General features: G+C 29.8%; 23 protein-coding genes. All 23 read left to right on the top strand.

Annotation, left to right across the window (positions count from 1 at the left end; all coding sequences use genetic code 11):
• Window positions 1-25: 25 nt before the first annotated feature.
• Window positions 26-703, top strand: coding sequence for a YidC/Oxa1 family membrane protein insertase (locus BCB68_RS03300; RefSeq protein WP_094079523.1), 678 nt, complete (start codon window positions 26-28; stop codon window positions 701-703).
• Window positions 672-896, top strand: coding sequence for a hypothetical protein (locus BCB68_RS10835; RefSeq protein ID WP_237048694.1), 225 nt, complete (start codon window positions 672-674; stop codon window positions 894-896). The genes BCB68_RS03300 and BCB68_RS10835 overlap by 32 nt, the downstream gene beginning before the upstream one ends.
• Before the next feature lie 239 nt (window positions 897-1135).
• Complete coding sequence (locus BCB68_RS10830; RefSeq protein ID WP_237048693.1) at window positions 1136-1465, top strand: Jag family protein; 330 nt, start codon at window positions 1136-1138, stop codon at window positions 1463-1465.
• A 40-nt stretch (window positions 1466-1505) separates the two neighbouring features.
• Window positions 1506-2876: a tRNA uridine-5-carboxymethylaminomethyl(34) synthesis GTPase MnmE gene (gene mnmE, locus BCB68_RS03290; protein WP_094079522.1), complete on the top strand. Its 1371-nt coding sequence runs from the start codon at window positions 1506-1508 to the stop codon at window positions 2874-2876.
• Window positions 2877-3096: 220 nt separating this feature from the next.
• The gene (gyrB, locus tag BCB68_RS03285; protein ID WP_094079521.1) at window positions 3097-5079 is read left to right on the top strand and encodes a DNA topoisomerase (ATP-hydrolyzing) subunit B; all 1983 of its coding nucleotides are present in this window, start codon (window positions 3097-3099) and stop codon (window positions 5077-5079) included.
• 45 nt (window positions 5080-5124) lie between these two features.
• The gene (gene gyrA, locus BCB68_RS03280; protein ID WP_094079520.1) at window positions 5125-7683 is read left to right on the top strand and encodes a DNA gyrase subunit A; all 2559 of its coding nucleotides are present in this window, start codon (window positions 5125-5127) and stop codon (window positions 7681-7683) included.
• Between the two features lie 26 nt (window positions 7684-7709).
• Window positions 7710-8474, top strand: a complete 765-nt coding sequence (locus BCB68_RS03275; RefSeq protein WP_094079519.1) for a GntR family transcriptional regulator — start codon at window positions 7710-7712, stop codon at window positions 8472-8474.
• 284 nt (window positions 8475-8758) lie between these two features.
• Window positions 8759-9211 carry a YfcE family phosphodiesterase gene (locus BCB68_RS03270; protein WP_094079518.1) on the top strand — a complete coding sequence of 151 codons (453 nt, stop codon included), beginning with the start codon at window positions 8759-8761 and terminating at the stop codon, window positions 9209-9211.
• 100 nt (window positions 9212-9311) lie between these two features.
• Complete coding sequence (locus tag BCB68_RS03265; RefSeq protein WP_094079517.1) at window positions 9312-9755, top strand: PTS sugar transporter subunit IIA; 444 nt, start codon at window positions 9312-9314, stop codon at window positions 9753-9755.
• Between the two features lie 281 nt (window positions 9756-10036).
• Window positions 10037-10528, top strand: coding sequence for a PTS system mannose/fructose/N-acetylgalactosamine-transporter subunit IIB (locus tag BCB68_RS03260; RefSeq protein WP_094079516.1), 492 nt, complete (start codon window positions 10037-10039; stop codon window positions 10526-10528).
• Window positions 10529-10625: 97 nt separating this feature from the next.
• Window positions 10626-11444, top strand: a complete 819-nt coding sequence (locus BCB68_RS03255) for a PTS mannose/fructose/sorbose transporter subunit IIC (protein ID WP_060917709.1) — start codon at window positions 10626-10628, stop codon at window positions 11442-11444.
• Window positions 11445-11456: 12 nt separating this feature from the next.
• The gene (gene manZ, locus BCB68_RS03250) at window positions 11457-12296 is read left to right on the top strand and encodes a PTS mannose transporter subunit IID (RefSeq protein WP_094079515.1); all 840 of its coding nucleotides are present in this window, start codon (window positions 11457-11459) and stop codon (window positions 12294-12296) included.
• A gap of 2 nt (window positions 12297-12298) precedes the next feature.
• Window positions 12299-12688 carry a hypothetical protein gene (locus BCB68_RS03245; protein ID WP_094079514.1) on the top strand — a complete coding sequence of 130 codons (390 nt, stop codon included), beginning with the start codon at window positions 12299-12301 and terminating at the stop codon, window positions 12686-12688.
• Window positions 12689-12861: 173 nt separating this feature from the next.
• Window positions 12862-13881 (top strand): glycosyltransferase family 9 protein, encoded by a 1020-nt coding sequence (locus BCB68_RS03240; protein ID WP_094079513.1) that lies wholly within the window; start codon window positions 12862-12864, stop codon window positions 13879-13881.
• Between the two features lie 60 nt (window positions 13882-13941).
• The gene (locus BCB68_RS03235) at window positions 13942-14940 is read left to right on the top strand and encodes a capsular polysaccharide synthesis protein (RefSeq protein WP_094079512.1); all 999 of its coding nucleotides are present in this window, start codon (window positions 13942-13944) and stop codon (window positions 14938-14940) included.
• Window positions 14941-14968: 28 nt separating this feature from the next.
• Entirely contained in the window at window positions 14969-16246 is a 1278-nt protein-coding gene (locus BCB68_RS03230; RefSeq protein WP_094079511.1) for an O-antigen ligase family protein, read from the top strand.
• An 11-nt stretch (window positions 16247-16257) separates the two neighbouring features.
• A complete protein-coding gene (locus BCB68_RS03225; RefSeq protein ID WP_094080756.1) occupies window positions 16258-17262 on the top strand; it encodes a capsular polysaccharide synthesis protein in 1005 nt (334 codons plus the stop codon).
• 17 nt (window positions 17263-17279) lie between these two features.
• A complete protein-coding gene (locus BCB68_RS03220; protein ID WP_094079510.1) occupies window positions 17280-18419 on the top strand; it encodes a glycosyltransferase in 1140 nt (379 codons plus the stop codon).
• A gap of 84 nt (window positions 18420-18503) precedes the next feature.
• The gene (locus BCB68_RS03215) at window positions 18504-19559 is read left to right on the top strand and encodes a glycosyltransferase family 9 protein (protein WP_237048692.1); all 1056 of its coding nucleotides are present in this window, start codon (window positions 18504-18506) and stop codon (window positions 19557-19559) included.
• Between the two features lie 65 nt (window positions 19560-19624).
• Window positions 19625-20665 (top strand): glycosyltransferase family 9 protein, encoded by a 1041-nt coding sequence (locus BCB68_RS03210; protein ID WP_237048691.1) that lies wholly within the window; start codon window positions 19625-19627, stop codon window positions 20663-20665.
• Between the two features lie 34 nt (window positions 20666-20699).
• Window positions 20700-22247 (top strand): glycosyltransferase family 2 protein, encoded by a 1548-nt coding sequence (locus tag BCB68_RS03205; protein WP_094079508.1) that lies wholly within the window; start codon window positions 20700-20702, stop codon window positions 22245-22247.
• A 25-nt stretch (window positions 22248-22272) separates the two neighbouring features.
• Entirely contained in the window at window positions 22273-23013 is a 741-nt protein-coding gene (locus BCB68_RS03200) for a glycosyltransferase (protein WP_094079507.1), read from the top strand.
• A 1-nt stretch (window position 23014) separates the two neighbouring features.
• The gene (locus BCB68_RS03195) at window positions 23015-24106 is read left to right on the top strand and encodes a polysaccharide deacetylase family protein (RefSeq protein WP_237048690.1); all 1092 of its coding nucleotides are present in this window, start codon (window positions 23015-23017) and stop codon (window positions 24104-24106) included.

Genomic DNA, 24106 nt, shown 5'->3' with positions numbered 1-24106 from the left:
AAAAATAAAATACGGAGGAAAGTTTATGTTCAAAATACCAGCATTGGTAAACTTTGTTGTATTTGTACTAAATGCTATTTACAAAATTGTAGGGAACTATGGAATAGCAATAATTATTGTGACAGTACTGATGAGAATAATTATATTCCCGCTAACACTAAAACAGGAAAAATCAATGAAAAAAATGCGTGAAATACAACCTGAAATGGATAAATTAAAAGAGAAATATAAAGATAATCCTCAAGAATTTCAAAAGAAAACAGCAGAATTATATCGTGAAGCTGGAGTAAATCCACTAGGAGGATGTCTTCCACTATTAATTCAATTACCAATATTTGTAGCATTATATTATGCATTTATGGGTAAAGCAATACCCAATGATGCAAAATTTTTGTGGTTCACATTAAAACAGCCTGACAAATTATTTATGATAGGAACATTTGCGTTTAACCTATTGCCAATACTAAATGTAGTTATTACATTTGTTCAGCAAAAAATGATGGCAACACCTGGACAAGATAATCAGCAGATGCAGACAATGATGTACATGATGCCAATTATGATGTTATTTATATTTTATAGAATGCCATCAGGAGTAACTTTATATTACTTAGTTTCTGGAGCACTGGCACTGTTGCAACAATATATTATTCTAAAAGGGAGAAGTGATGATGGAGAAAATAATACTAAAGTCACAAAATGAAGAAGAACTTAAAGAGATGATAGAGCGTTCTCTAACTTTACAAGAAGATGAAACTTATCGTGTAAAGATATTAAAATATCCAAAAAAAATATTGTTTGTCAACATAAAAGGGGAATATGAAGTTGAAATTATAAAAAAATCTGAGTTAGAAAATCTAGAAAATAAATTTTCTAAAAAGAAAAAAAACAAGTAAAAGAAAATATAGAAAATAATTCAAAAGATGTAGAAGAAAAGAAGATAATTTCAAAACCAAATTCAAGTAAAAAAAACAATTTTAAAAATGAAATCAAAAAAAGTACAGCAGATGCGACCGTTGATAAAATTAGAGGTTTTTTTAAAGAGTTCATAGTTAATACAAAGCTAGATATAAAAATTATTGCTATAAAGAAGGAAAATAGTGATAAATATTTAGTTTTACTGGATGGAAAAGATATGAGATACATCATCGGAGAAAAAGGGAACACACTAAATAATTTTGAATATCTGATAAGCGTATTAAGAAAATTTAAAAATATAAAAATTGTGGTAGATTCAAATAATTACAAGGAAAAGAGAGAAATTTCACTTAGGGAACTTGCTAGAAAAAAAGGGAAAATAGTGCTTTCAACAGGAAATGCCATAAAATTGAATCCAATGTCGGCAAGAGAACGAAAAATAATTCACGAAGAAGTTTCATTTATGCACGGACTTAAAACAGAAAGCTTTGGAGAAGAGCCAAAAAGATATTTAGTTATAAAAAAATTTGATAACAAAATAAAATAAATAAATGATTTAAAAAAATGATTTAAAAAGAGGTAGAAAAATGTTATGGGATGACACAATAGCTGCAATTTCAACACCAAAAGGTGAAGGAGGAATTGCAATAATAAGAATATCTGGCGATAAATCATTTGAAATTTTAGAAAAAATATTTAAAAGACAAAACCCAAACAGTGATTTGGGTTTTTCTAAATTAAATTATGGGTTTATCAAAGATGGGAAAAAAATGATTGACGAAGTGATGGTAGCAAGATTAAAAGCGCCAAAAACTTACACCTGTGAAGATATTGTGGAAATAAATTGTCATGGAGGAGTGGTTGTTTCGCAAAAAATATTGGAGCTAGTTTTGAAAAATGGAGCAAGACACGCAGAAAAAGGGGAATTTACCAAAAGAGCTTTTATGAACGGGAGAATTGACTTATCTCAGGCTGAAGCGGTAATGGACATCATTCATGGAAAAACTGAAAAAAGCGTGTCTTTATCACTGGATCAGCTAAGAGGAGATTTGCGGGATAAAGTAAATAGTTTTAAAAAGGCACTTTTGGATATTACAGCACATGTGAATGTGGTGCTTGACTATCCTGAAGAAGGGATTGATGATCCGCTTCCAAAAGATTTACGAGATAATCTTGAAAATGTGTATGAAGAAGCGAATAGACTTATTGAGTCGTATGATAAAGGGAAAAAAATAAAAGAGGGGATAAAGACAGTCATTGTTGGAAAACCAAATGTGGGAAAATCGACTTTGCTAAATTCACTTTTGAGGGAAGAGAGAGCGATTGTGACGCATGTGGCAGGGACGACAAGAGATGTAATTGAAGAAGTTATAAACATAAAAGGAATTCCTTTGGTGCTTGTGGATACAGCTGGAATTAGACAGACTGACGACATTGTGGAAAATATTGGGGTTACAAAATCAAAAGAGTTTATAGAAAAAGCGGATTTAGTTTTACTTGTGCTAGATGCTTCAAAAGAATTGGAAAAAGAAGACAGAGAAGTGATTGAAAAAATTAAAGAAAATGGTAAAAAGGCGATAGTTTTGTTAAATAAAATTGATTTGGCAAAAAAAATTGATTTAAAAGAATTTGATTTGGAAAATGTTGTGGAAATTTCGGCAAAGGATAATATTGGAATTGAAGATATGGAAGAAAAGATTTATTCTTATATTATTTCTGAAAAAGTTGAAGATTCTTCGGAAAAACTTGTAATTACAAATATAAGACATAAAACGGCGCTTGAAAAGACGAAAGAGGCAATAAAAAATATTTTTGAGACAATAGATGCTGGGCTTCCTATGGATTTGATTTCAGTTGATTTGAAAGAAGCGCTTGATAGCCTTTCAGAAATTACTGGAGAAATTTCATCTGAAGATATTTTAGACCATGTATTTGGAAATTTTTGCGTGGGAAAATGAAAAATAGAGAGAAATAAAATTTTAAAAGTAATTTAAAAATTTAGTTCAAAATGAAATGTAGATTTTGCAAATAGAAAAGTTTGGGAAAAGTACACTAAGGAAATTAAAACAAAAATGTAGTATAATATATATAAGTAATTTTAAAATTTGTATAAAAAAATTTAATTAAAAAATTTATTTATAAGAATATAAGAGAAGATAAAGAGAGGAATTATAAAAAATGGCTAATAATTATGGAGCTGAAAGTATCACGGTATTGGAAGGACTGGAAGCTGTAAGGAAAAGACCTGGAATGTATATAGGTTCAACATCATCAAAAGGGCTGCATCACTTGGTGTGGGAAATCGTCGATAATAGTGTTGATGAAGCACTTGCGGGAGTTTGTGACAAAATTACAGTAAGAATACTTGAGGGAAATGTTGTTGAAGTAACAGATAATGGACGTGGAATTCCAGTTGCAATGCATAAAACAGGAAAATCAACGCTTGAAGTGGTTATGACTGTGCTTCACGCTGGAGGGAAATTTGACAATGACAACTACAAAGTGTCAGGAGGACTGCACGGAGTGGGAATTTCAGTCGTAAATGCTCTATCTGAATGGGTGGAGGCAACTGTGACAAGAGATGGACAGATTGTAAGACAAAAGTTTGAAAGAGGCGTGCCGACTTCTGCTCCAGAAAAGATTGGAGATGCTCCGCTTGACGCTCATGGAACAGTTATTAGATTTAAGGCGGATGATGAAATTTTTGAGACGACAGTTTATGACTATTCTGTTTTGGAATCAAGATTAAAAGAGTTGTCGTATTTAAATAAGGGGCTTAAAATAAAATTAATTGACGAGAGAAAAAAAGATGATATAAAAGAGGAGGAATTTCATTTTGAGGGAGGAATAAAAGATTTTTTGAATGAAATAATGGACGATGAAAAAATTGTAAATGATGTTATTTATATGGCGGATTCGTTTGAAACTCAGCCTGCCAGAGAAGTGGAAGCTGTGGACGAAAATGGAAATATTTATATGAAAAAAGTTGGGGCAAAAATAGTTGAAGTGGAAATTGCGATGAATTACACAACTGCTCAAAGAGAAATCGTCTATTCATTTGTAAATAATATAAATACCCATGAGGGTGGAACTCATGTCAGTGGATTTAGAACGGCGCTTACTAGAACAATTAACGATATAGCAAAACAGATGAATTTGATAAAGGAAAAAAGTGGTACATTTCAAGGAACGGATGTGAGAGAAGGACTTGTATGCATAATAAGCGTAAAAATTCCCGAACCGCAATTTGAGGGGCAGACAAAGACTAAGCTCGGAAATAGTGAAGTTACTGGAATTGTTTCAAATATTGTTGGAAGCAATTTAAAATTCTATTTGGAAGACCATCCGAAAGCGGCTGAAAAAATAATAGAAAAAATGACAATGTCAAAAAAAGCAAGAGAAGCGGCTAAAAAGGCAAGAGAACTTGTACTAAGAAAAAGTAATCTGGAAGTGGGTTCACTTCCTGGAAAACTAGCTGACTGCTCTTCAAAAGATCCTGCTGAATCAGAAATATTCATAGTCGAAGGAAACTCAGCGGGAGGTTCGGCAAAACAGGGAAGAGATAGAAGATTTCAGGCAATCCTGCCGCTTCGTGGAAAAATATTGAATGTGGAAAAGGCAAGTGTGCACCGTACGCTTGAAAATGCAGAAATACGTGATATGATAACTGCATTTGGAGCTGGATTTGGCGATGATATGAACCTTGAAAAATTGAGATACCATAAAATTGTAATAATGACGGATGCCGATGTCGATGGGGCTCACATAAGAACATTGATGCTGACATTCTTTTACAGACATTTAAGAGAATTGATAAATGAAGGATATATTTACATAGCGCAGCCTCCTTTATACAAAATTCAGGCTGGAAAAGCAATCAGATACGCATATTCAGACGAACAGCTAAAAAAAGTTACAAAAGTACTGGAGAGTGAAAATAAAAAATATACAATTCAGCGATATAAAGGGCTAGGAGAAATGAATCCTGAGCAATTATGGGAAACTACATTGGATCCAGAAGTAAGAACACTTTTGAAAGTTTCAATGGAAGATGCTTCGTATGCTGATAAAATGTTTAATATTTTAATGGGTGATAAAGTTGAGCCAAGACGTAAATTTATTGAAGAAAATGCAAGTTATGTCAAGAATTTGGATATTTAAAACTGCAAGAAAATTTTGAAAAAGAAAAAGAAATGAGGTAAATAAATGTCTGATGATTTCAGAGATGACAAAGAAAAAAAAGATGAAGTAGAAAAAAATAAAGAAAACAATGAGAAAGAAGTAACTTTAGAAAGAATTTCTAAAACGACGGACTTATCAAATGAGCAAAATGTCTATATCGAAGAAGAAATAAGGTCTGCATATCTTGATTATTCGATGAGTGTCATTGTGAGCCGTGCTTTGCCTGATGTAAGAGATGGGCTAAAACCTGTTCACAGAAGAATACTTTTTGCAATGAATGAAATGGGGATGACCCATAAGACACCATTTAGGAAATCTGCAAGAATTGTCGGAGATGTGCTTGGGAAATACCATCCGCACGGAGATTCCTCAGTTTATGGGGCTATGGTAAGAATGGCTCAGGATTTTAACATGAGATATGAATTAATTGAAGGGCATGGAAACTTTGGTTCAATTGACGGCGATGAAGCAGCGGCCATGAGATATACTGAAGCTAGAATGGACAAAATTACGGAGGAATTGCTAGCTGACATAAATAAAGACACGATTGATTACAGAAAAAACTTTGATGAAAGTTTGGATGAACCAGTTGTGCTTCCTGCAAAATTGCCAAATCTACTTTTAAATGGGGCAAATGGAATAGCGGTAGGAATGGCTACAAATATTCCTCCACATAATCTAGGGGAAGTCGTTGATGGAATTGTTGCATTGATTGACAATCCAGAAATTTCGATTGATGAATTAATCGGGTACATAAAGGGTCCAGATTTTCCAACAGGTGGAATAATTAATGGAAAACAGGGAATTTATGATGCGTACAGAACTGGGCGTGGAAAACTTCGAGTGGCAGGACGTGTGGATGTGGAAACATCAAAAACTGGAAGACAGTCAATAATTGTGACAGAATTGCCGTATCAGGTGAATAAAGCAAGACTTATCGAAAGAATTGCGGATTTAGTAAAACAGAAAAAAATATCAGGAATTTCGGATTTACGTGATGAAACTGACAGAGACGGAATAAGAATCGTAATTGAGCTTAAAAAAGGCGAAGAAAGTGAGCTTGTACTGAACAGTCTTTACAAATTTACTGATCTGCAAAATACTTTTGGTGTGATAATGCTGGCATTGGTTGACAATGCACCAAAAATTTTAAATTTGAAACAAATTTTGGAAAAATATTTGGAGCATAGATTTGAAGTAATTACAAGAAGAGTTAAATTTGAGCTAAATAAAGCTAAAAATAGGGCTCATATCTTGGAAGGCTTTAAAATTGCACTGGACCATATTGAAGAAGTAATAAGAATTATTAGGGCTGCAAAAGATGCCAATATTGCAAAAATAGATTTGATAAATGCCTTTTCATTTTCAGAAGTACAGGCTAAATCAATTCTTGATATGAGACTACAAAGGCTAACTGGGCTTGAAAGAGATAAAATTAACGAAGAATATGATGAACTTATGAAGCTGATTGCAGAATTAACAGCAATTTTGGAAGATGACAGTAAAGTATTTGAAATAATTAGGGAAGAAGCTCTTAAGTTAAAAGAAGATTTTGGTGACAAGAGAAGAACAGAAATAAGAGATGCGAGAGCTGAAATCAGTATTGAAGATTTAATCAAAGATGAAGAAGTGGTTGTGACACTTACTGAAAAAGGTTATGTAAAGAGAATAGCAATCGACACATATCGTTCACAAAAAAGAGGTGGCGTTGGAGTAAGTGCCACAAATACTGTGGAAGACGATGTGATAAAAGATATGTATATCGCCAAAAATCTTGACACATTTCTTATTTTTACAACAAAAGGAAAAGTGTTCAGTATAAAAGTGTATGAAATTCCTGAAACGGGAAAACAGGCTCGTGGAAAACTTATAGGAAATATTATAAATCTGGATAGTGACGAAAAAGTGAGCACAATAATAAAAGTTCGTGAATTTGAAAAGGATAAAAACTTATTCTTTGTAACACGAAATGGAGTTGTTAAAAAATCTGAATTGACATTATTTAGCAACATTATGAAAGCTGGAAAACGGGCAATTAGATTAAATGACGAAGATGAAGTTATGTTTGTAGGACTTACAAGTGGAAGTGGAGAAGATGAAATTTTTTCGGCAACTAGAAATGGTATTGCAATAAGATTTTCTGAAAAAGATGTAAGAAGCATGGGAACTGGAGCTGCTGGTGTAAAAGGAATAACTCTCAGGGATAAAGATAAAATTGTGGGAGCGGCGATTATTAATTCAGAAATAGATGATGATGAAATTAAAATTTTGACAATTACTGAAGAAGGTTATGGAAAACGGACTAAATTATCAGAATACAGACTGACTTCCAGAGGCGGAAAAGGTATTATAAATGCTAAATTAAATGAAAAGACAGGACTTATAATAGATGTTAAAATAGTCGGCAGTGATGACGAAATAATGCTTATAACTTCTGAAGGTACGCTTATTAGAACAAAAGTTGACAGTATTTCTACATTTGGACGTTCTTCACAAGGAGTTAAAATAATGAAAGTAAGAAATAGTGAAAAGATAGTTTCAACAGTAAAAATAACAGAAACATCTGAATTAGAAAAAAAATAAAAAATTGATATTGGGAAGTGATTGAAATGTTATCTAAAAAAATTTTATTTTTAATTACAGCAGAAAATGAAATTAAGGCATTGACACAATTTGGAAAAAAATTTAAAGAAAAGTATGATGTGCAAATGGATGTAATTTATGTAAAAGATGTTTTAAAATATGAAATTTTTCCTGTAGCAGTCGAAGGAATTGGTGTAAATGTGGGAATGAATTATTTTGTTAAGGAATACAAGGACCAGGAAGAAAAAACTTTTCAAAAAATAAAAAAACAGATGGACAGCTCTTTTGAAAAAGTTTATGCAAAAGAAGGGGAAACTGATGAAGTTGCGCTGGAAGAATTAAAAAAATACGATGCACTTGTTTTGGTAAAAAATGAAAAAGTTAGTCCAGTTTTAAAAGAACTTTTGAGAAGTAACTATAAGCCTTTGATTATTTTACCAAATGTGGAAGAATTTGAGATGGAAAATATACTTTTACTGGATGATGGCGCTTATAATGCGAATAAGACGTTATTCACATTTTTATACATGTTTGGGGAACAAAAAATAAATGTTCTTAGGGTAAATAGCGAAATTGAAAAGGAAGAAGATGGACTTGCTCAAAGATTCGGTGAAAATTATAATTTGATTTATAAAAAAGGCGAAACTTTTAAAACGCTTTTACAGGAAACTAAAAATCATGATTTCATTTTGATGGGGGACTTAAGATACACTATTATGGTGGAAAAAATTACAGGAAAATTGGGAATCAGACTTCTTGAAAATGTAAAAAAACCAATATTTATAGTATAATACTTTAAACTATATCCAAAAGATTAAATAAAAAGATGTTTATTTTGGATATAGTTTTTTTTTATGAATTTTTGATAAAAAATTTTAAATAAAAGAAAATTTTATAAAAAATAACATAAAAACAGAAAAGAATAATAAAAAACTAACTAAATTAAAATTTTGATTAATTATAATTATGACACACAAAACATGATATAAACAATTTTTCTTATCTAGAATAGTTATTTCTTTTTATTTAACAAAAAATTAATATTTTAATTGAAAAAGAAAGGAGAAACAAAATTATGAAAGCATTAATTTGCTCTGACAGCCACCAAAGACTCGATTATTTTCAACAAGTGATGGAGCTGGAAGAACCAGAAGTTGTCATATTTGCTGGAGATCACAGCACCGATGCATTTGATATGTCACTTGTATTTAGGGAAATTCCTTTTGCAATTGTAAAAGGAAATACTGATTACGATGACTTCGACACGAGAGAAACAAAAATTTTTGATTTATTTGGAAAAAAAGTTTTACTTACTCACGGACATCTTTTCAATGTAAAAACAACTCTTAAAGAACTTGAAAAAAAAGCTCGTTATGAAAATGTGGATATCTGCATATTTGGACATACTCACAAGGAATTTTTGGAAGAAAAAAATGGAATAATTTTTGTAAATCCAGGCGCATTGCAAGATAAAAAATATGTGATGTACTATGGCGGAAAAAGATTTGAACAAAAAATTTTAAAATAAAAATTTTTTTTACTAAAAATTTGCAATATAAAAAAAATGAGGTATAATTTTATTAACAAGTTCTTTTAAGAAATTTTATTTGGATGAAAGGAGAGTTTTTATGATTAATTTAATTGTAGCAACTCATGGAAAAATGTCGCAGGAAACTGTTAATCTTACAAAAATGGTTTTAGGAGAAAGTGAACAGCTGAATTTTGTCACTTTTGTGCCTGGAGAAGGACCTGAAGATTTGATAAAAAAATATCAGGACATTATTGCAAAATATAACAGTGAAGGAACATTATTTTTGGTGGATTTATTTGGTGGAAGTCCATATAATGCAGCATGCCGTGTAGTTGCTGAAACAAAAAATACTGATGTAATAACAGGGGTCAATGTGCCTATGTTACTAGAAGTATTAGATGCTAGAGAAGAAACAGACGATGTTGCAGAATTAGTTCAAATTGCAAAAAATTCTGGAATTAACGGAATTAAGATTTTCAGTGAATTATTTGTTGACAGTTCAAGCGATGAAGATGAAAATTTGGATGAATTGGATTTATAAAAGTTTACTAAACATTTGTAAATTTGAAATATAAAATAAATGTGAAAATTTTTTGGCTGAAAATAGAGAGTGTCCATAATTTTGTGTAAACTAATAGATGAATTTAGTAAATTTACTACTTTGCTGTTCTATTTATACAAAAATTTTTATACACTCGAAAAAACAAAATTTTAAAAATTAAGTAAAAAAATATAAAAAATAAAAAAGAAGGGAGCGTTACTGCAAACTAAATTAAAATAAAAAAAATAATTACAGAGTTTTCGGTAGCGGGAAATAGAATTATGGAATTAGTTTTAACAAGAATAGACTCAAGATTAATACACGGACAAGTTGCGACTTCATGGGTAAAAGCAACTAAACCTGAAGCAATTTTTGCGGTAAATGACGATGTGGCAGAAGATAAAATTAGAAAATCACTTTTATTACAAGTGGCACCTGAAGGAGTAAAATCATTTGTAATACCTGTTGAAAAAGCAATCGCAGTTTATAAAAACCCTAAATATGCTAAAACAAAAGTAATGCTGCTTGTTACTTGTCCAGCTGATGTTGTTAGATTAATCGAAGGTGGAGTTGACATTAAAACAGTCAATGTTGGAGGAATGACTTTTAAAGAAGGAGATAAATTAATTTCAAAAGCAGTTGCGATTAATAAAGATGACTTGGAAGCATTCAATAAATTAAGATCTATGGGAGTAGAACTTGATATGAGACAATTAGTAACTTCTGCAAAAGAAGATATTAATTCTAAATTGGATTCTATTTCATTTGACTAGTAAAAAATATCAGGAAATATAAAATTTCCTGATTTATTTAGTAAAATTAAAAATCATTGTAAAGTATAAAAACTCAAAATTGTAGGAGGGCTAAAAAATGAATGTTGTTCAGTTAATTTTACTGGTATTGGTAGCAGCAATAACAGGAATGGGAAGCGTACTTGACGAAAGACAGACTCACCGTCCATTAGTGGCGTGTACTTTGGTCGGTCTTGTACTGGGAGATCTAAAAACAGGAATCATTTTAGGTGGTTCACTTGAAATGATAGCACTTGGATGGATGAATGTCGGAGCGGCAATGGCACCAGATGCGGCACTAGCAAGTGTAATTTCAGCGATATTAGTAATAGTAGGTAAACAGTCAATTGGAGAAGGAATCGCAGTTGCAGTACCGATTGCAGCAGCAGGACAAGTTCTTACAATTTTCGTTAGAACAATAACAGTATTCTTTCAACATAAAGCGGATGATTTTGCAGAACAAGCTAATTTTAAAGGGATTGAGATGTGTCACCTTGCAGGATTGGCTTTACAAGCGTTAAGAGTTGCGATACCAGCACTTCTAGTTGGTCTGATTGCGGGAACAAGTGCTGTAGAAGGAGCATTACATGCAATTCCTGAAGTAATTACCAGAGGATTGCAAATTGCAGGAGGATTTATCGTAGTTGTTGGGTATGCGATGGTTATAAATATGATGGAAGCAAAAGCTTTAATGCCATTCTTCTTCTTAGGATTTGTAATAGCGGCATTTACAGAATTTAACTTAGTTGGTTTAGGTATTTTGGGATTATGCCTTGCAATCTTGTACATTCAATTAAATCCTAAATATCACGCTTCTATTGCTTTGCCAAGTGGTGGAAATGATGGCGGTGGAGCCGGAATTGCAGAAGAAGCTGACGATGAATTGGAAGGACTATAGGAGGTAAGAAAAATGGCAGAAAATAATGTAGAAAAAAAACTAACTGATAAAGATTTGAAAAGTATGTATTGGAGATCCACTACTTTATTAGGTTCTTTCAACTTTGAAAGAATGCAGTCAATGGGATTTTGTGTAACAATGATTCCTGCAATAAAAAGACTTTATTCTAAGAAAGAAGATCAAGCAGCTGCATTAAAAAGACATTTGGAATTCTTTAACACTCAACCTTGGATTGGTTCAACTATAATGGGTGTTACGGCTGCGATGGAACAGGAAAAAGCAAATGGAGTAGATATTGATGACGCAACTATAAGTGGTATTAAAGTAGGACTTATGGGACCGCTTGCTGGAGTTGGAGATCCAATTTTCTGGGGAACATTAAGACCAGTTTTAGCGGCGCTTGGAGCTTCACTGGCTATTGCTGGAGGAAATTTATTAGGTCCATTGATTTTCTTCATTGGAATAAATATTGCAAGAGTTTTGACTAGATGGTATGGATTAAAATATGGTTATGAAAAAGGTACTGAAATCGTTGGGGATATGGAAGGTGGAGTAATTCAAAAATTAACTCAAGGTGCTTCTATATTAGGGCTTTTCGTAATGGGAGCCTTGGTTTCTAAATGGACTTCAATAAATGTTCCATTGGTGTTGTCTAAATATACTGATTCAACAGGAAAAGAAGTTGTAACTACTGTCCAAAGTATTTTAGATTCATTATTACCTGGATTATTAGCATTATTATTAACATTTGGATGTATGCACTTATTGAAGAGAAAAGTAAATGCTATTTGGATTATCTTTGGATTCTTTGCAATAGGAATAATCGGATTCTGGTTAGGAATTTTGGCATAATTATGTTTAAGAAAATGATTTCAAAAGTGGAAAAATTTGTAAAGGTTCCGCCAAAGGAAGGATATATTAAAAATAGTTCTATTTTAGTTACAGGACTTATGATTATTGGAATGATTTTATATCCATTTACAAAAGGTTATGGAACAATAATAGCGTTAGCAGCGGCTCTAATTGTTATGGTTGGGCAAAAATTGCTTATAAAACAGGCTAAGAATGATTTTCGTGATATGTATTACGCTAAAGATATGTATTTGAAAACTAAGAATACTGAATATTTGGACTTTATTACAGCTCGTTCTAAACAAATGACCAATGATGTAAAAGTTTTATCAGAAAAAGCTAAAAAAGAGATAGCAGAACTTATTGAATTTGTTAAAAAATATAAAAAATAATGAAAAGAAGGGATTATCTTTAGGGGTATTTCCTCTTTTTATTTTTTTAAAGTAGAATAGAGTAAAAATTTCAAATACTCCTCTGCTTAAAAAATAATAGAAAAAAATAAGAAAAAAAGTGTCATTTTATGATATAATCTTTAAGAAAGAAAAATTAAAAAAAGGAAAATGATATGAAGATATTAATCATACATACTGCATTTATTGGCGACATTGTTTTGTCAACACCATTAATACAGAGATTGAAAGAAATGTATCCAGATTCAGAAATTGATTATTTGACTTTGCCGACAAATAAAAGCATAATAAGCAATAATCCAAATTTAAATGAGATTCTTCTTTATGACAAGAAAGGAAAAGATAAAGGAATAAAAGGATTTTTTAGAGTTTTAAAAATTTTAAAGGAAAAAAAATATGATTATGCTGTTATTCCGCACAGATTTATCCGTTCAATTGCGCTTGCAAAAATGGCTAAAATTCCCAAAATAGTTGGATTTGATGTGGCAACAGGCTCTTTTCTTTTGGATAAAAAAGTTCATTATGATATGAAAAAGCATGAAGTTGAAAGACTTCTGGATTTAGTTGAATACAGCGGGAAAAGGATTCCGATTAGAATTTATCCAAGTGAAGAAAATAAAATAAAAATTAAAGAGATTTTGAAAGGAAGAGGTTTTGACGAAAAATTTATGAAAATGATTGTCGTTGCACCTGGAAGTCAAAGGCCGGAGAAAATGTGGGCGATTGAAAAATATGGGAAAGTTATAGGAAAGTTGTCAGATGATGAGAAGAATTTTGTTGTGATAACTGGAAGTAAAGTGGAAAAAAAATTGCCATTGAACTTTAATAAAAAAAATGTGATAGATTTGAGGGGAGAAATAAATTTATTGGAATTTTCGGCACTGCTGTCGTTTGCGGATGTGGTTGCTGGAAATGATAGTTCTCCCATCCATATTGCAAGTGGATTTTCTAAACCTTTTGTAATCGGGATTTTTGGACCAGGAAAAAGGTCACTTGGATTTTTTCCTTGGAAAGAAAAAAGTAATGTTATTGAGGATAATGAGTTTTATGAAAATAATATTGTGAAAATCCCTGAACATCAGCATGAATATAAAAAGGATTATTATAAAGGAATTCCTTTGATTAGTATAGATAGGGTTTATGGGGAAATTGTGAAAAGATTGGAAGAAAGTTAGAATTTAGATAAAATAGATAGTCTTATATAAAAAAATTGAGAAGGGATAGCTTTGATTTGAATGGAATATAAATTTAGAACTTCAAAATTGGATAAACTTAATAAAAAATTTAGAAAAAAACCTTATAAATATGTCTATAAAGAAATATTTCCAAGAAAAGTTTTTGAAAAAATACAGAAAAAAATTTATTACAGAACTCAAAAAAAGATTGCAAAAGAATGGAATAAAGTTTTGGTTGACTATTTTGAAAATAAAATAGAAATAAGCGAAATTACTCCAAAAAAACAAATAAAAAATGATAAAATTATTTGGCAATTTTGGGGACAGGGATGGGAATACGAGAAATTACCTAAAGTGATAAAAATTTCTTCTAGCTCTGTAAAAAAATATAAAAAAGATTGTGAAATATACTATCTGGATATGAATAATATAGAAGAATATTTAAAAATTCCAAAATATATTTTAGAAAAAATAGAAAATAAAAAAATGAGCTATGCACATTTTACGGATATAATAAGACTTGCGCTTCTTTATCATTATGGCGGTGTTTGGCTTGATGCAACTGTACTTTTGACGGATAATATACCGCAGAAATATTTTGAGATGGAATATTTTATGTTTCAGAGGGATGATAATTTAAAAGACAAGAAAAAATGGGAAGATTTTGACAGTGTCTATTTTTCGTGGGATAAAGACATGAGAATTAGAGTTATGAATAGCGTAATATTTGCGAAAAAAAATAGTAAAGTTATAAAAACATTGCTTGATTTATTATTAATTTTTTGGAAAGATAATGAAAAAGCTCCAAAATATTTCTTTTTTCAAATATTGTATTACGAATTGATGAAAAATTACTACAAAAAGTATCAGTGTGAAATTATTTCGGATACATATTCACATGAACTTATGAGAGTTTGGTATGAAAAATATAAAGAAAAAGAATTTGAAAAGATTAAAGAAAAAACAAGTATTCACAAATTGTCATTCAAATGGGGAACGGCAGAGGAAGAATATGAAAATACTTATTTTAGATATTTAAAAAAGTTGTATAATATATAATAATAATTAAATTAATAAGGAGAAAAATATGAAAAGAATAAAAAGTATAGGATATGGAATTTGTTTATTATTTGCATTGTCATTATTTTTATCAGAGAAATTTGAAAATAATGTGTTAATTCCACTGCTTTTGGTATTATTTTTAATTTCGATAAGTTTTGATAAAGATAGGGGAAATATTTTTGTTTTTAAGGAGAAAAAAATTTCTGTTGCAGTTTTTTTATTGGCATTGACGCCGTTTGTCATTGCTTTTCTGGACGGAGGATTACATTCAAGGCTTGATAATTATAATTTTAAATATTTGTCTTTTTTTCCACTAATTTATTTTTTGAATGAAGATAAAAAGGTATTTAATTTTATAAAAGCGTTGTTAATTGGTGGAACGGTAACGTTAATGTTTGCGATGCTTAATTTTATTAAAAATTTTAATGCTTGGGCGCATCCTGTAGGGTTTGATTATCCAAGAGTAACTGCTATTTTGACAGTTCAGGATTTTGCTAATATTATGTGTATAATTTTGTTGTTTTTGCTTTCTTTTATACTTTTTTATAAAAATAGTGATGAGAAAAAAAATAGGATTATAAAAATAGTTTTGATTATTTTGGCATTATTAGTTACTTTTATCGTGGTTGTCAACAGATCTAAAATGGTTTATATTTCTCTTCTGCCAACTATTTTTTATTTAGTTTTTAAGAAAAATAAAAAATATGTTGTTGCACTTTTGATTGCTTGTGCGTGTGGATTTTTTCTACTTCCGACTTCGATTTCAAGCAGACTTAAATATATAGTGGATTATAAAAAGGATCCGTCAAGTAATCTTAGAGTGATTTTTTGGGAAACAGGAGTAGCGGCATTTGAGAAAAAGCCGATTTATGGATGGAAGGCAATAGAACGAAAGCAGTTTAATTTAGACTATTATAAGAAAATAGGAGCTATGGACTACGTGAATAAATATTTTTTAAGTGGACCAAATATTAGACCACAGCACTATGTAGCTTCACATAATTCATATTTACAGTATTTATTGGATTATGGAATTTTAGGATTTGTATTTTTTATATTTTTATTTGTTGAAGTTGCAATAATATTTTTTAAGACACGATTTTCTAAAAGTGAGAAAAATTTAAGCTCAAAAATTTTGGCATTTGAACTGGCTACGAAGGTATCGCTTATTGCTTGGCTTATTCAAGGAATGACTGATGATAACTTAAATGATAAGCACATGATTTTAACTTTGACCATTTTAATCGTATTTATGTGCTATCTTTATCAAAAATGGAAAATTTTGAAAAATAATAAAAAATGAAAGGACAGATTATGAAAGAATACAAATTCACCGCTTCCACAATTTATAAATTAAATGAAAAACTAAAAAAAAAGCCATTTAAATATATTTACAAAGAACTTATGCCAAATTTTTTATTTGATAAAATACAAAGAGAAGTGTATTTTTCTAATCAAAAGGCTATTGTCAGTGACTGGGATAAAATTTTAGCCGATTATTTTAAAGATAAAATTGAAATAGCTAAAGTTATTCCAAAAAAAAAGTTTTTAAATGATGAAAAAATAATTTGGCAATTTTGGGGACAAGGCTGGGATTATGAAAATTTGCCAAATGTGGTAAAAATTTGTTACAGAGCGATGAATAAATATAGAGAAAATTACACTTTGATTAGACTGGATATGGAAAATATCGGCGAATATTTGGAATTTCCTGATTATGTGATGAAAAAATTGTCTGAAAAGAAAATGGGATACGCTCATTTCACGGATATTTTGAGATTTTCTCTCTTAAAGTATTACGGTGGAGTCTGGATTGATGCGACAATTTTACTCACAGATTATTTGCCGAGTGAATATTTTAAAATGGATTATTTTCTTTTTCAAAGAGATGGTGATTTCAAAAATAAAAAAGAATTTGAACTTTATGATTCGATTTATTTTTCTTGGAATAAAAAATCTAAAATAAAGATGTTGAGCAGCATAATATTTTCTCATAAAAATAATAAAATAATGGCTACACTTCTTGATTTACTCTTAGTTTTTTGGCGAGATAATGACAAGATTCCAAATTATTTTTTTATGCAGATTTTGTATACGGAATTAGTTGAAAAATATTATAAGAAAGATAGGTGTAAAATTGTTTCAGACACATTGCCTCACGAACTTTTTAAAGTGTGGTTTGATACTTATTCCAAAGAAAAATTAAAAAAAATAACTGATTCTGTGAGCATTCACAAGTTGTCATTTAAAATAGACAGCAGTAAAAAGAAAGTTGAAAATACTTTTTTTGAATATTTTAAAAATTTATATGAAATTTAAAAAGCGAGAGGAAAATTATGAAAATATTGGTTTTACACGGTCATTTGAGTATGGGAGGAGAAGAGCGAGTTTTAATTAATGTATTAAAAAATTTAAGAGATTTAGGGCACAACATAGATTTACTTATAACTTGGAATCATAAAGAAAATAATTTGTTTGAAAATGAGATTCCTAAAGGCGTAAATTATGAATTTTTGTTTGATTTTTATGATGGAAAAAATAAACTTATAAAAGAGTTTTATAGATTTTTGGCAAAAAATAAATATTCAAAATTGATAAAAGAAAAAATAAAAAAAGAAAAATATGATGTTGTAATAGATTATTCTTCAAATTTATTAAAATATGAAAATTTTTCTGTAAATGTACCTTTGATTTCGTGGGTTCATTTTTCGCTTACTTTTGGGGAAAAATTGACGAGCAAAAAAATTGAAAAATATAAAAAGCAATATAAAAAGTATTCAAAAATTATAGCGATTACAAAAGTTATGCAAAAAGAGTTTTTGGAAAAACTTAAAATGAATAGTGAAAAAGTTGTGATGATTTACAATCCAATTGACTTGGAATTTATAAAAAAAAGAGCGGAAGATGTGGAAAAAAAATATGAAAAATATTTGAAGGAAGATTATTTTTTGCAAGTTTCACGACTTTCGGAGCAAAAGCAGCCTGAGCATTTAATTGATATTTATTATAAGTTGAAGAAAAAAGGGATAAAAGAAAAACTTTATTTTATTGGAAGCGGGATAAAAAATGAATTGCTTAGTCAAAAAATACAGGAATATAAATTGGAAAATGATGTTTTTTTGCTGGGGCAGATGGAAAATCCATATCCATTCTTTAAAAATGCGAAATTATTTGTGCATACGGCGAAATATGAAGGACTTCCTACGGTTTTAATCGAAAGTATGACATTTGGGATTCCTGTTGTCGCCTATGACTGTCCTACTGGACCGAAAGACATTTTGGGAGAAAATAGTGAATATGGAAAACTTGTTCCGTTAAATGACAAAGATAAATTTGTTTTAGATATTTTGGAACTTGAAAATAGAGAAAAGTATAGATATTATTGTGAAAAAGCGCTAAATCGTGCAAAAGATTTTTCGATTGAAAGTAACAGAAATAAATTAAAAGAACTGTTGGAAAATCTAGTTTTTGAGTAAAATCATTAAATTTGAAGTAAATTACTTTGGATAAAAAGATAGCGGGAGTAAAATAATGAATGTAATAAAAAAATTAAAATAAAATTGACAATTTTACTGCTTGGAAATAAAAAAAAGTATAAGAATATAAGTTTAAAGGATGTAAAAACGGTACTTTTAAGTCCAAAAGATGCACTGGGAGATACGCTTATTTCTTTTAGTCACGCAAGGCAGCTGAAAAAAATGTATCCGAGTGCAAAAATTGGGATTGTTTCGACTGAGAGAAATAAAAATTTTATAGAACTTGTTAATCAAAAAGAAAAAGTAGTTGATGAAATTGTTGATAGAAAAAAAATAATTAAGCAGCGAAAAAAGTGGGACTTGCTTTTGGATTTTAAAGATCAGATTAATACAAAAAGACTTATTTGGACGAAGTTACTCGCTCCGAAAATAATAATAAGTTTTGGAAAAGATAAAGAAGGACATTATTTTAACAGAAATAATGTAAAAATTTATGATTTTGTAACTGTAACGCCAATAAATTCTCATATTGTTGATTATTTAATGTATTCTGAGTTAGCAAAATATTTTAAAATTGAAAAAGAAATTCCAAGAATAGAATTAAGTCAACAAGAAGTTTTGAAAATGGAAAAAAATTGGAATCTGACAGAAAAAAAAGTGAAAATTTTAGTTGCACCGCAAGGAAATGATAGATGTATAGAAGTTGAAGAACTGGCAAAACTTTTTAATGAAATAAATTTTGAAAATGTAAAAATTGTTATGTCTAAAACGAGTGGAAGTGAAAAATATTTTGAGAAGCTAACTTCACTTTTGAAAAATGATATTGATATTTCTTTAGCTAAAGTGCTTTCAATAAAAGAATACGTAAATTTTTTGGCATCTTCAAATATAGTTGTGGGAGTTGATAGTGGAAGCGTTCACATTGCCTGTGCGCTAAAAAAACCAGTGCTTAGTTTTTATGCAAATAATGAAGCAAACCTTTACAGATGGTCGCCTATACCAAATAAAGGTGTCGATAATTTACAAGTGATTTCAAATATTGTCGGAACTCAAAACGATCTTTATAATTTCCCCATGGAAGATGCAGTAAAGTGGCTAAATTTTGAAATAAGTAAAATTTATGGACAAAATGAAAGGTAAAAAATAAAGAAGAAAATGAAAGAAATAAAAAAATAAATTGGAAGTTTTACAAACCTTATAGAGATGTGTTAATTGATAAGAAAAATGATTTTTTGAGTAAAATGTTTGACAAAAAGAAAGAAAAAGTGAATCTTACACCTGATAAAATAAAAAAAATGCTGTTTATGCGAATAGATGGGAAAATAGGAGATTATATTATAAGTTCTTTTATGTTTAGAGAAATTAAGAAAAAATATCCACATATACAGCTGGATGTAATTTCTGATAATTCTTTGGAAAATTTGTTGAAATATAATAAAAATATTGATAATTATTATGTCTTTAACAGAAAAAAGCTTAGAGAGTGGAAAGAGATGATAAAAAAATTAAAGCCAAATAATTATGATGTGATACTGGATTCTACAGAAGGTCTAAAATACAAGCAAGTTTATTTTCTAAATAAAATGAATGCTAAAGTGAATATTGGGTACAACAAAGATGATTTTTCAGTTTACAACGAGAATGTCAAACAAAGTAAGACTTTGAGGATGAAAGACATCTATCGGGAAATGCTTAACTGTGTAAATATTAAAATTACGAATACTAAATATGAGGTGCCGATTTCAAGTGAGTCAGAAAAAAAAGTTGACAAATTTTTTAGAGAAAAAAATATTCGTCAAAGTGATAAAAGCGAAAGAGTGATTTCAGTAAACTTTTTTGGGGCTTCGAGTGGAAGAAAGACAAATTTGAAAAATTCACTTGTGATATTAAAAAAATTGAGAAAAAAATATCCAAATGATAAAATTGTGATACTTGATTCACCATCTGACAGAGAGCAAATTTATGAAACACTAAAGAATGTGAATGATGAGAATGTATATTTTTTTGAAGATTCAAGGACGATTTTGGATAGTATTTCTCTAATTAATCGAAGTGACTTAGTCGTTTCCTTGGATACTTCGATACTTCATTTGGGAGAGGGATTAAATCGAAAAGTGATGGCTTTTTATGGACCAAAGCTTAATAAAAATAAATGGCGGATAAAGGAAGAAGGAAATATTTTGATTGATTTTCCAGAAAAAAATATAAATGATATTGATTTTGAAAAACTTTTATGTAATTTTTAAAGAAAAATAATTTTAAAAAATGGGAGAAAGCTAAATGAAATTATCGGTTGGGATAATAACTTTTAATGAGGAAAATAGGATTGGAAAGACGATTGATGCGATTAAAGGGATTGCAGATGAAATAATTGTTGTCGATAGCGAGAGTAGAGATAGAACTGTGGAAATAGCCAAGTTTAAAGGGGCAAAAGTTTTTGTGGAAAAATGGAAAGGATATGGGCCTCAAAAAAATTCTGTTTTGGAAAAGTGCTGTGGAGAGTGGATTTTACTTCTTGATGCAGATGAGGTTGTGTCGTCTGAATTAAAAGAAAAAATAAAAATGATCATAAATAGTAGTAATCCTTCAAGTGAAGTTTATAAAATAAAACTTAGAAACATCGCTTTTGGGCGTAAAATTAAGTTTGGTGGCTGGGACGACTATGTAATTAGACTTTGGAAAAATGGGAAAGTTAAAATTAGTAACAGGGAAGTTCACGAGAAATATCAAACAAAAGAAAAAATTGAAAAAATTAATGAGCTTATAATTCATTATACTTACGACAGTATCGAAGAATTTTTGGAAAAGTTGAATCGGTATACTTCACAAAGTGCGAAAGAATATATAAAAAATAAAAAAAATCCAAGTTTTATAAAAATTTATTCAAAAATGTTGTTTAGATTTGTGAAAATGTATATTTTGCAATTGGGATTTTTGGACGGCTATGAAGGATATTTGCTGGCAAAGTATAGCTCGATTTATACGATGACAAAATATACTAAATTGCGCGAAGCTTATTACAACACTTTGGGAAAAGACACTTCTCTTGTGATTACGACTTATAATTGGCCAGATGCATTAAAACTGTGTTTAGAAAGCGTTTTGGCTCAAACTGTCCTGCCGCATGAAATTATTGTGGCAGATGATGGCTCAAGGGAGGAAACAGCTAATTTGGTACGAGATTTTCAAATTAGTAATCCTTTTGTAAAAATTATTCATTCCTGGCAGGAAGATAAGGGATTTAGAGCGGGAATGTCGAGAAATAGAGCGATTGCTAAGGCAACTGGAAATTATGTCATAATAATTGACGGGGATTTGATATTGGAGAGACATTTTGTGCAAGATCATATTGAAAAAAAAGAAAATGGCTTTTTTATTCAAGGTTCTCGTGTTATAATATCAAAAGATAAATCGCAAAAAATTATAAATGGCGAAAAATTAAATTTGTGGAAAAATTTGTTTGACAAAAATTTTAAAAATAAACTTAATATGATAAGAAATTCGATTTTATCTAAAATTTTGACAAAAAAAGATAAAAATTTAAAGGGGATTAGAAGTTGCAACATGTCTTTTTTTAAGAAGGATTTAGAGCTTGTAAATGGATTTGAGGAAAAAATTGAGGGCTGGGGTAGAGAAGATAGCGAACTTGCGCTAAGGCTTTTTAATAATGGAATTAAAAAAAAGAAATTGAAGTTTAGTGCGCTAACTTATCATATTTTTCATAAGGAAAATGATAGAAGTCACTTAAAAGAAAATGACAAATTGTTAAGTGATGCGATAAAAAATAAAAAGATGGTAGCTGAAAAAGGGCTGAATCAATATGATTAAATTATTATAGAAAAGAGAAAAAACGATGAAAAAAGAAGTTACACTTGTCATTACAAGTGCTGGAAGATTTGATTTGTTAAGAGAAACATTGGACAGTTTTTTTGAGTACAATACTTATCCGATAAAAGAAATAATAATTACGGAAGATAGTACCGAAGGAAAGAAATTGGAAAAATTGATTTCAAATTATAAAAATCAAAATTTTAAACTTATTGTAAATTCTACAAGATTAGGGCAATTAAAGTCAATTGACAAAGCTTATAAAGAAGTTGACACAAAATATATCTTTCATTGTGAAGATGACTGGAAGTTTTTTAAAAAGGGATTTATTGAAAAGTCAATGGCTCTTCTTGAGGAAGACAGCTCAATTTTGATTGTCGGAATGAGAGCGAAGGAAGATTACAACAATGATTATTTTTTTAGCGAAAAAGACGATTATGTGTCAAAGTCGGGTGAAAGATTTTACAAGGTAAAAGGTGAGATTTTTACTTATAATCCTGGGCTTCGGCGAAAAAAAGACATGGATTTGTTTGGACTTCACGAAAAGCTTGAAAATCAGCGATATGAAGAAGTTTTATCAGATTTTTATAAAGAGAAGGGATTTTGTACTGTATTTTTTAAAGAACCTTGCGTGAAACATATTGGAGACAAAAGACATGTGCATTTTAGTAAAAATAAAAAAAACACAATTTTAAGTTTTAAAATTGACAGATTTATAAAAAAAGTGAGAGCTAAATTTTTAAAAATGACTGGGAAAATAAAGTGAGGTGAAAAAAGTAATGGCTGTAATTTTAGTAGCAATTGTTATTTTGCTATTTCTAATATTTATTATTTACAACAAAACTAGAAAAAAATTTGCAATTTGCCTTATGTATCATAGCATTGATGACAAACCTGGAAAAGAAGGGATATTTGTAGATGAGTTTGAAGAGCAGATCAAACTTATTAAAGATAAGACTTCTTTTAAAATGGAAGAGTTAAAAAAGATAAATTACAAATTGCCTGAAAATTCAATACTTGTCACATTTGACGACGGCTACAAAAATAATTATACACTAGCTTATCCAATTTTGAAAAAATATAATATAAAGGCGACTATTTTTTTGAATACGAGATATGTCGGAAATAATGCGGATTATTTGAGCTGGGAAAATATAAAGGAAATGTATGAAAGTGGCTTAGTTGATTTTCAGATGCACACACATTCACATGATTTGACAATAAAGCGAATCAAAGTTGTGGATTTTTATGAAAAAGATACTTCGCCGTATTTTAAAAGAGAGAGCTACAATTTATTTTATGAAGGAAAAGATGGACATTTTAATGTGAAAAATGACAGTGGTAAATTAGATGGGCTTCCTGTTTTTAAACTGATTAGCCAAGTGTCAGTCGCTGGATTTCGTCCAAAGAAAAATTTTGTTGAAAAGTATAGAAAAATTGAAAATTCTGATGGATTTCGGAAAAAATCTCGTAAGGAAAAAATAGAATTTTTGAATAAACTATTTGTTGAAAAAAAAGATGAGTTTTTCTATAAAATTGATGAAAATAAATTTGCAGAAATAGTAAATTTTGAAATTTTAGAAAATAAAAAGATTATTGAAAAAAATCTTCACAAAACTCCTTTTGTTTTGGCGTATCCTTGGGGACACCGTTATAAAGGGAATAGAGAAGATTTAAAAAAACTTGGCGTGGAAGTGTTTGTTACGACAAGAAAAGGAGCAAATTCGTTGAATTTGAACAAAGACTGGATTTATCGGATAAGTGGAGATGATTTTAAAAATTTATCTGAATTTAAAAAAGAAATAAATAACGGAGAAACCCCATTATACAAAAAAATAAAAAAATTATTTAAATTTTAG

It is taken from the genome of Leptotrichia sp. oral taxon 498 (assembly GCF_002240055.1).
GTDB classification, from domain to species: Bacteria; Fusobacteriota; Fusobacteriia; order Fusobacteriales; family Leptotrichiaceae; genus Leptotrichia; species Leptotrichia rugosa.
The sequence above is the reverse complement of the archived record's forward strand: the minus strand, read 5'-3'. Positions and strand labels throughout refer to the sequence as shown.

Coding starts and splice junctions, on each gene's coding strand:
- BCB68_RS03225 (WP_094080756.1), top strand. CDS start 16,258: ATGAAAGAATACAAATTCACCGCTTCCACAATTTATAAATTAAATGAA.
- BCB68_RS10830 (WP_237048693.1), top strand. CDS start 1,136: ATGAGATACATCATCGGAGAAAAAGGGAACACACTAAATAATTTTGAA.
- BCB68_RS03255 (WP_060917709.1), top strand. CDS start 10,626: ATGAATGTTGTTCAGTTAATTTTACTGGTATTGGTAGCAGCAATAACA.
- BCB68_RS03260 (WP_094079516.1), top strand. CDS start 10,037: ATGGAATTAGTTTTAACAAGAATAGACTCAAGATTAATACACGGACAA.
- BCB68_RS03275 (WP_094079519.1), top strand. CDS start 7,710: ATGTTATCTAAAAAAATTTTATTTTTAATTACAGCAGAAAATGAAATT.
- gyrB (WP_094079521.1), top strand. CDS start 3,097: ATGGCTAATAATTATGGAGCTGAAAGTATCACGGTATTGGAAGGACTG.
- BCB68_RS03245 (WP_094079514.1), top strand. CDS start 12,299: ATGTTTAAGAAAATGATTTCAAAAGTGGAAAAATTTGTAAAGGTTCCG.
- BCB68_RS03220 (WP_094079510.1), top strand. CDS start 17,280: ATGAAAATATTGGTTTTACACGGTCATTTGAGTATGGGAGGAGAAGAG.
- BCB68_RS03230 (WP_094079511.1), top strand. CDS start 14,969: ATGAAAAGAATAAAAAGTATAGGATATGGAATTTGTTTATTATTTGCA.
- BCB68_RS03235 (WP_094079512.1), top strand. CDS start 13,942: ATGGAATATAAATTTAGAACTTCAAAATTGGATAAACTTAATAAAAAA.
- BCB68_RS03270 (WP_094079518.1), top strand. CDS start 8,759: ATGAAAGCATTAATTTGCTCTGACAGCCACCAAAGACTCGATTATTTT.
- BCB68_RS03265 (WP_094079517.1), top strand. CDS start 9,312: ATGATTAATTTAATTGTAGCAACTCATGGAAAAATGTCGCAGGAAACT.
- mnmE (WP_094079522.1), top strand. CDS start 1,506: ATGTTATGGGATGACACAATAGCTGCAATTTCAACACCAAAAGGTGAA.
- BCB68_RS10835 (WP_237048694.1), top strand. CDS start 672: ATGGAGAAAATAATACTAAAGTCACAAAATGAAGAAGAACTTAAAGAG.
- BCB68_RS03240 (WP_094079513.1), top strand. CDS start 12,862: ATGAAGATATTAATCATACATACTGCATTTATTGGCGACATTGTTTTG.
- manZ (WP_094079515.1), top strand. CDS start 11,457: ATGGCAGAAAATAATGTAGAAAAAAAACTAACTGATAAAGATTTGAAA.
- BCB68_RS03200 (WP_094079507.1), top strand. CDS start 22,273: ATGAAAAAAGAAGTTACACTTGTCATTACAAGTGCTGGAAGATTTGAT.
- BCB68_RS03205 (WP_094079508.1), top strand. CDS start 20,700: ATGAAATTATCGGTTGGGATAATAACTTTTAATGAGGAAAATAGGATT.
- BCB68_RS03300 (WP_094079523.1), top strand. CDS start 26: ATGTTCAAAATACCAGCATTGGTAAACTTTGTTGTATTTGTACTAAAT.
- gyrA (WP_094079520.1), top strand. CDS start 5,125: ATGTCTGATGATTTCAGAGATGACAAAGAAAAAAAAGATGAAGTAGAA.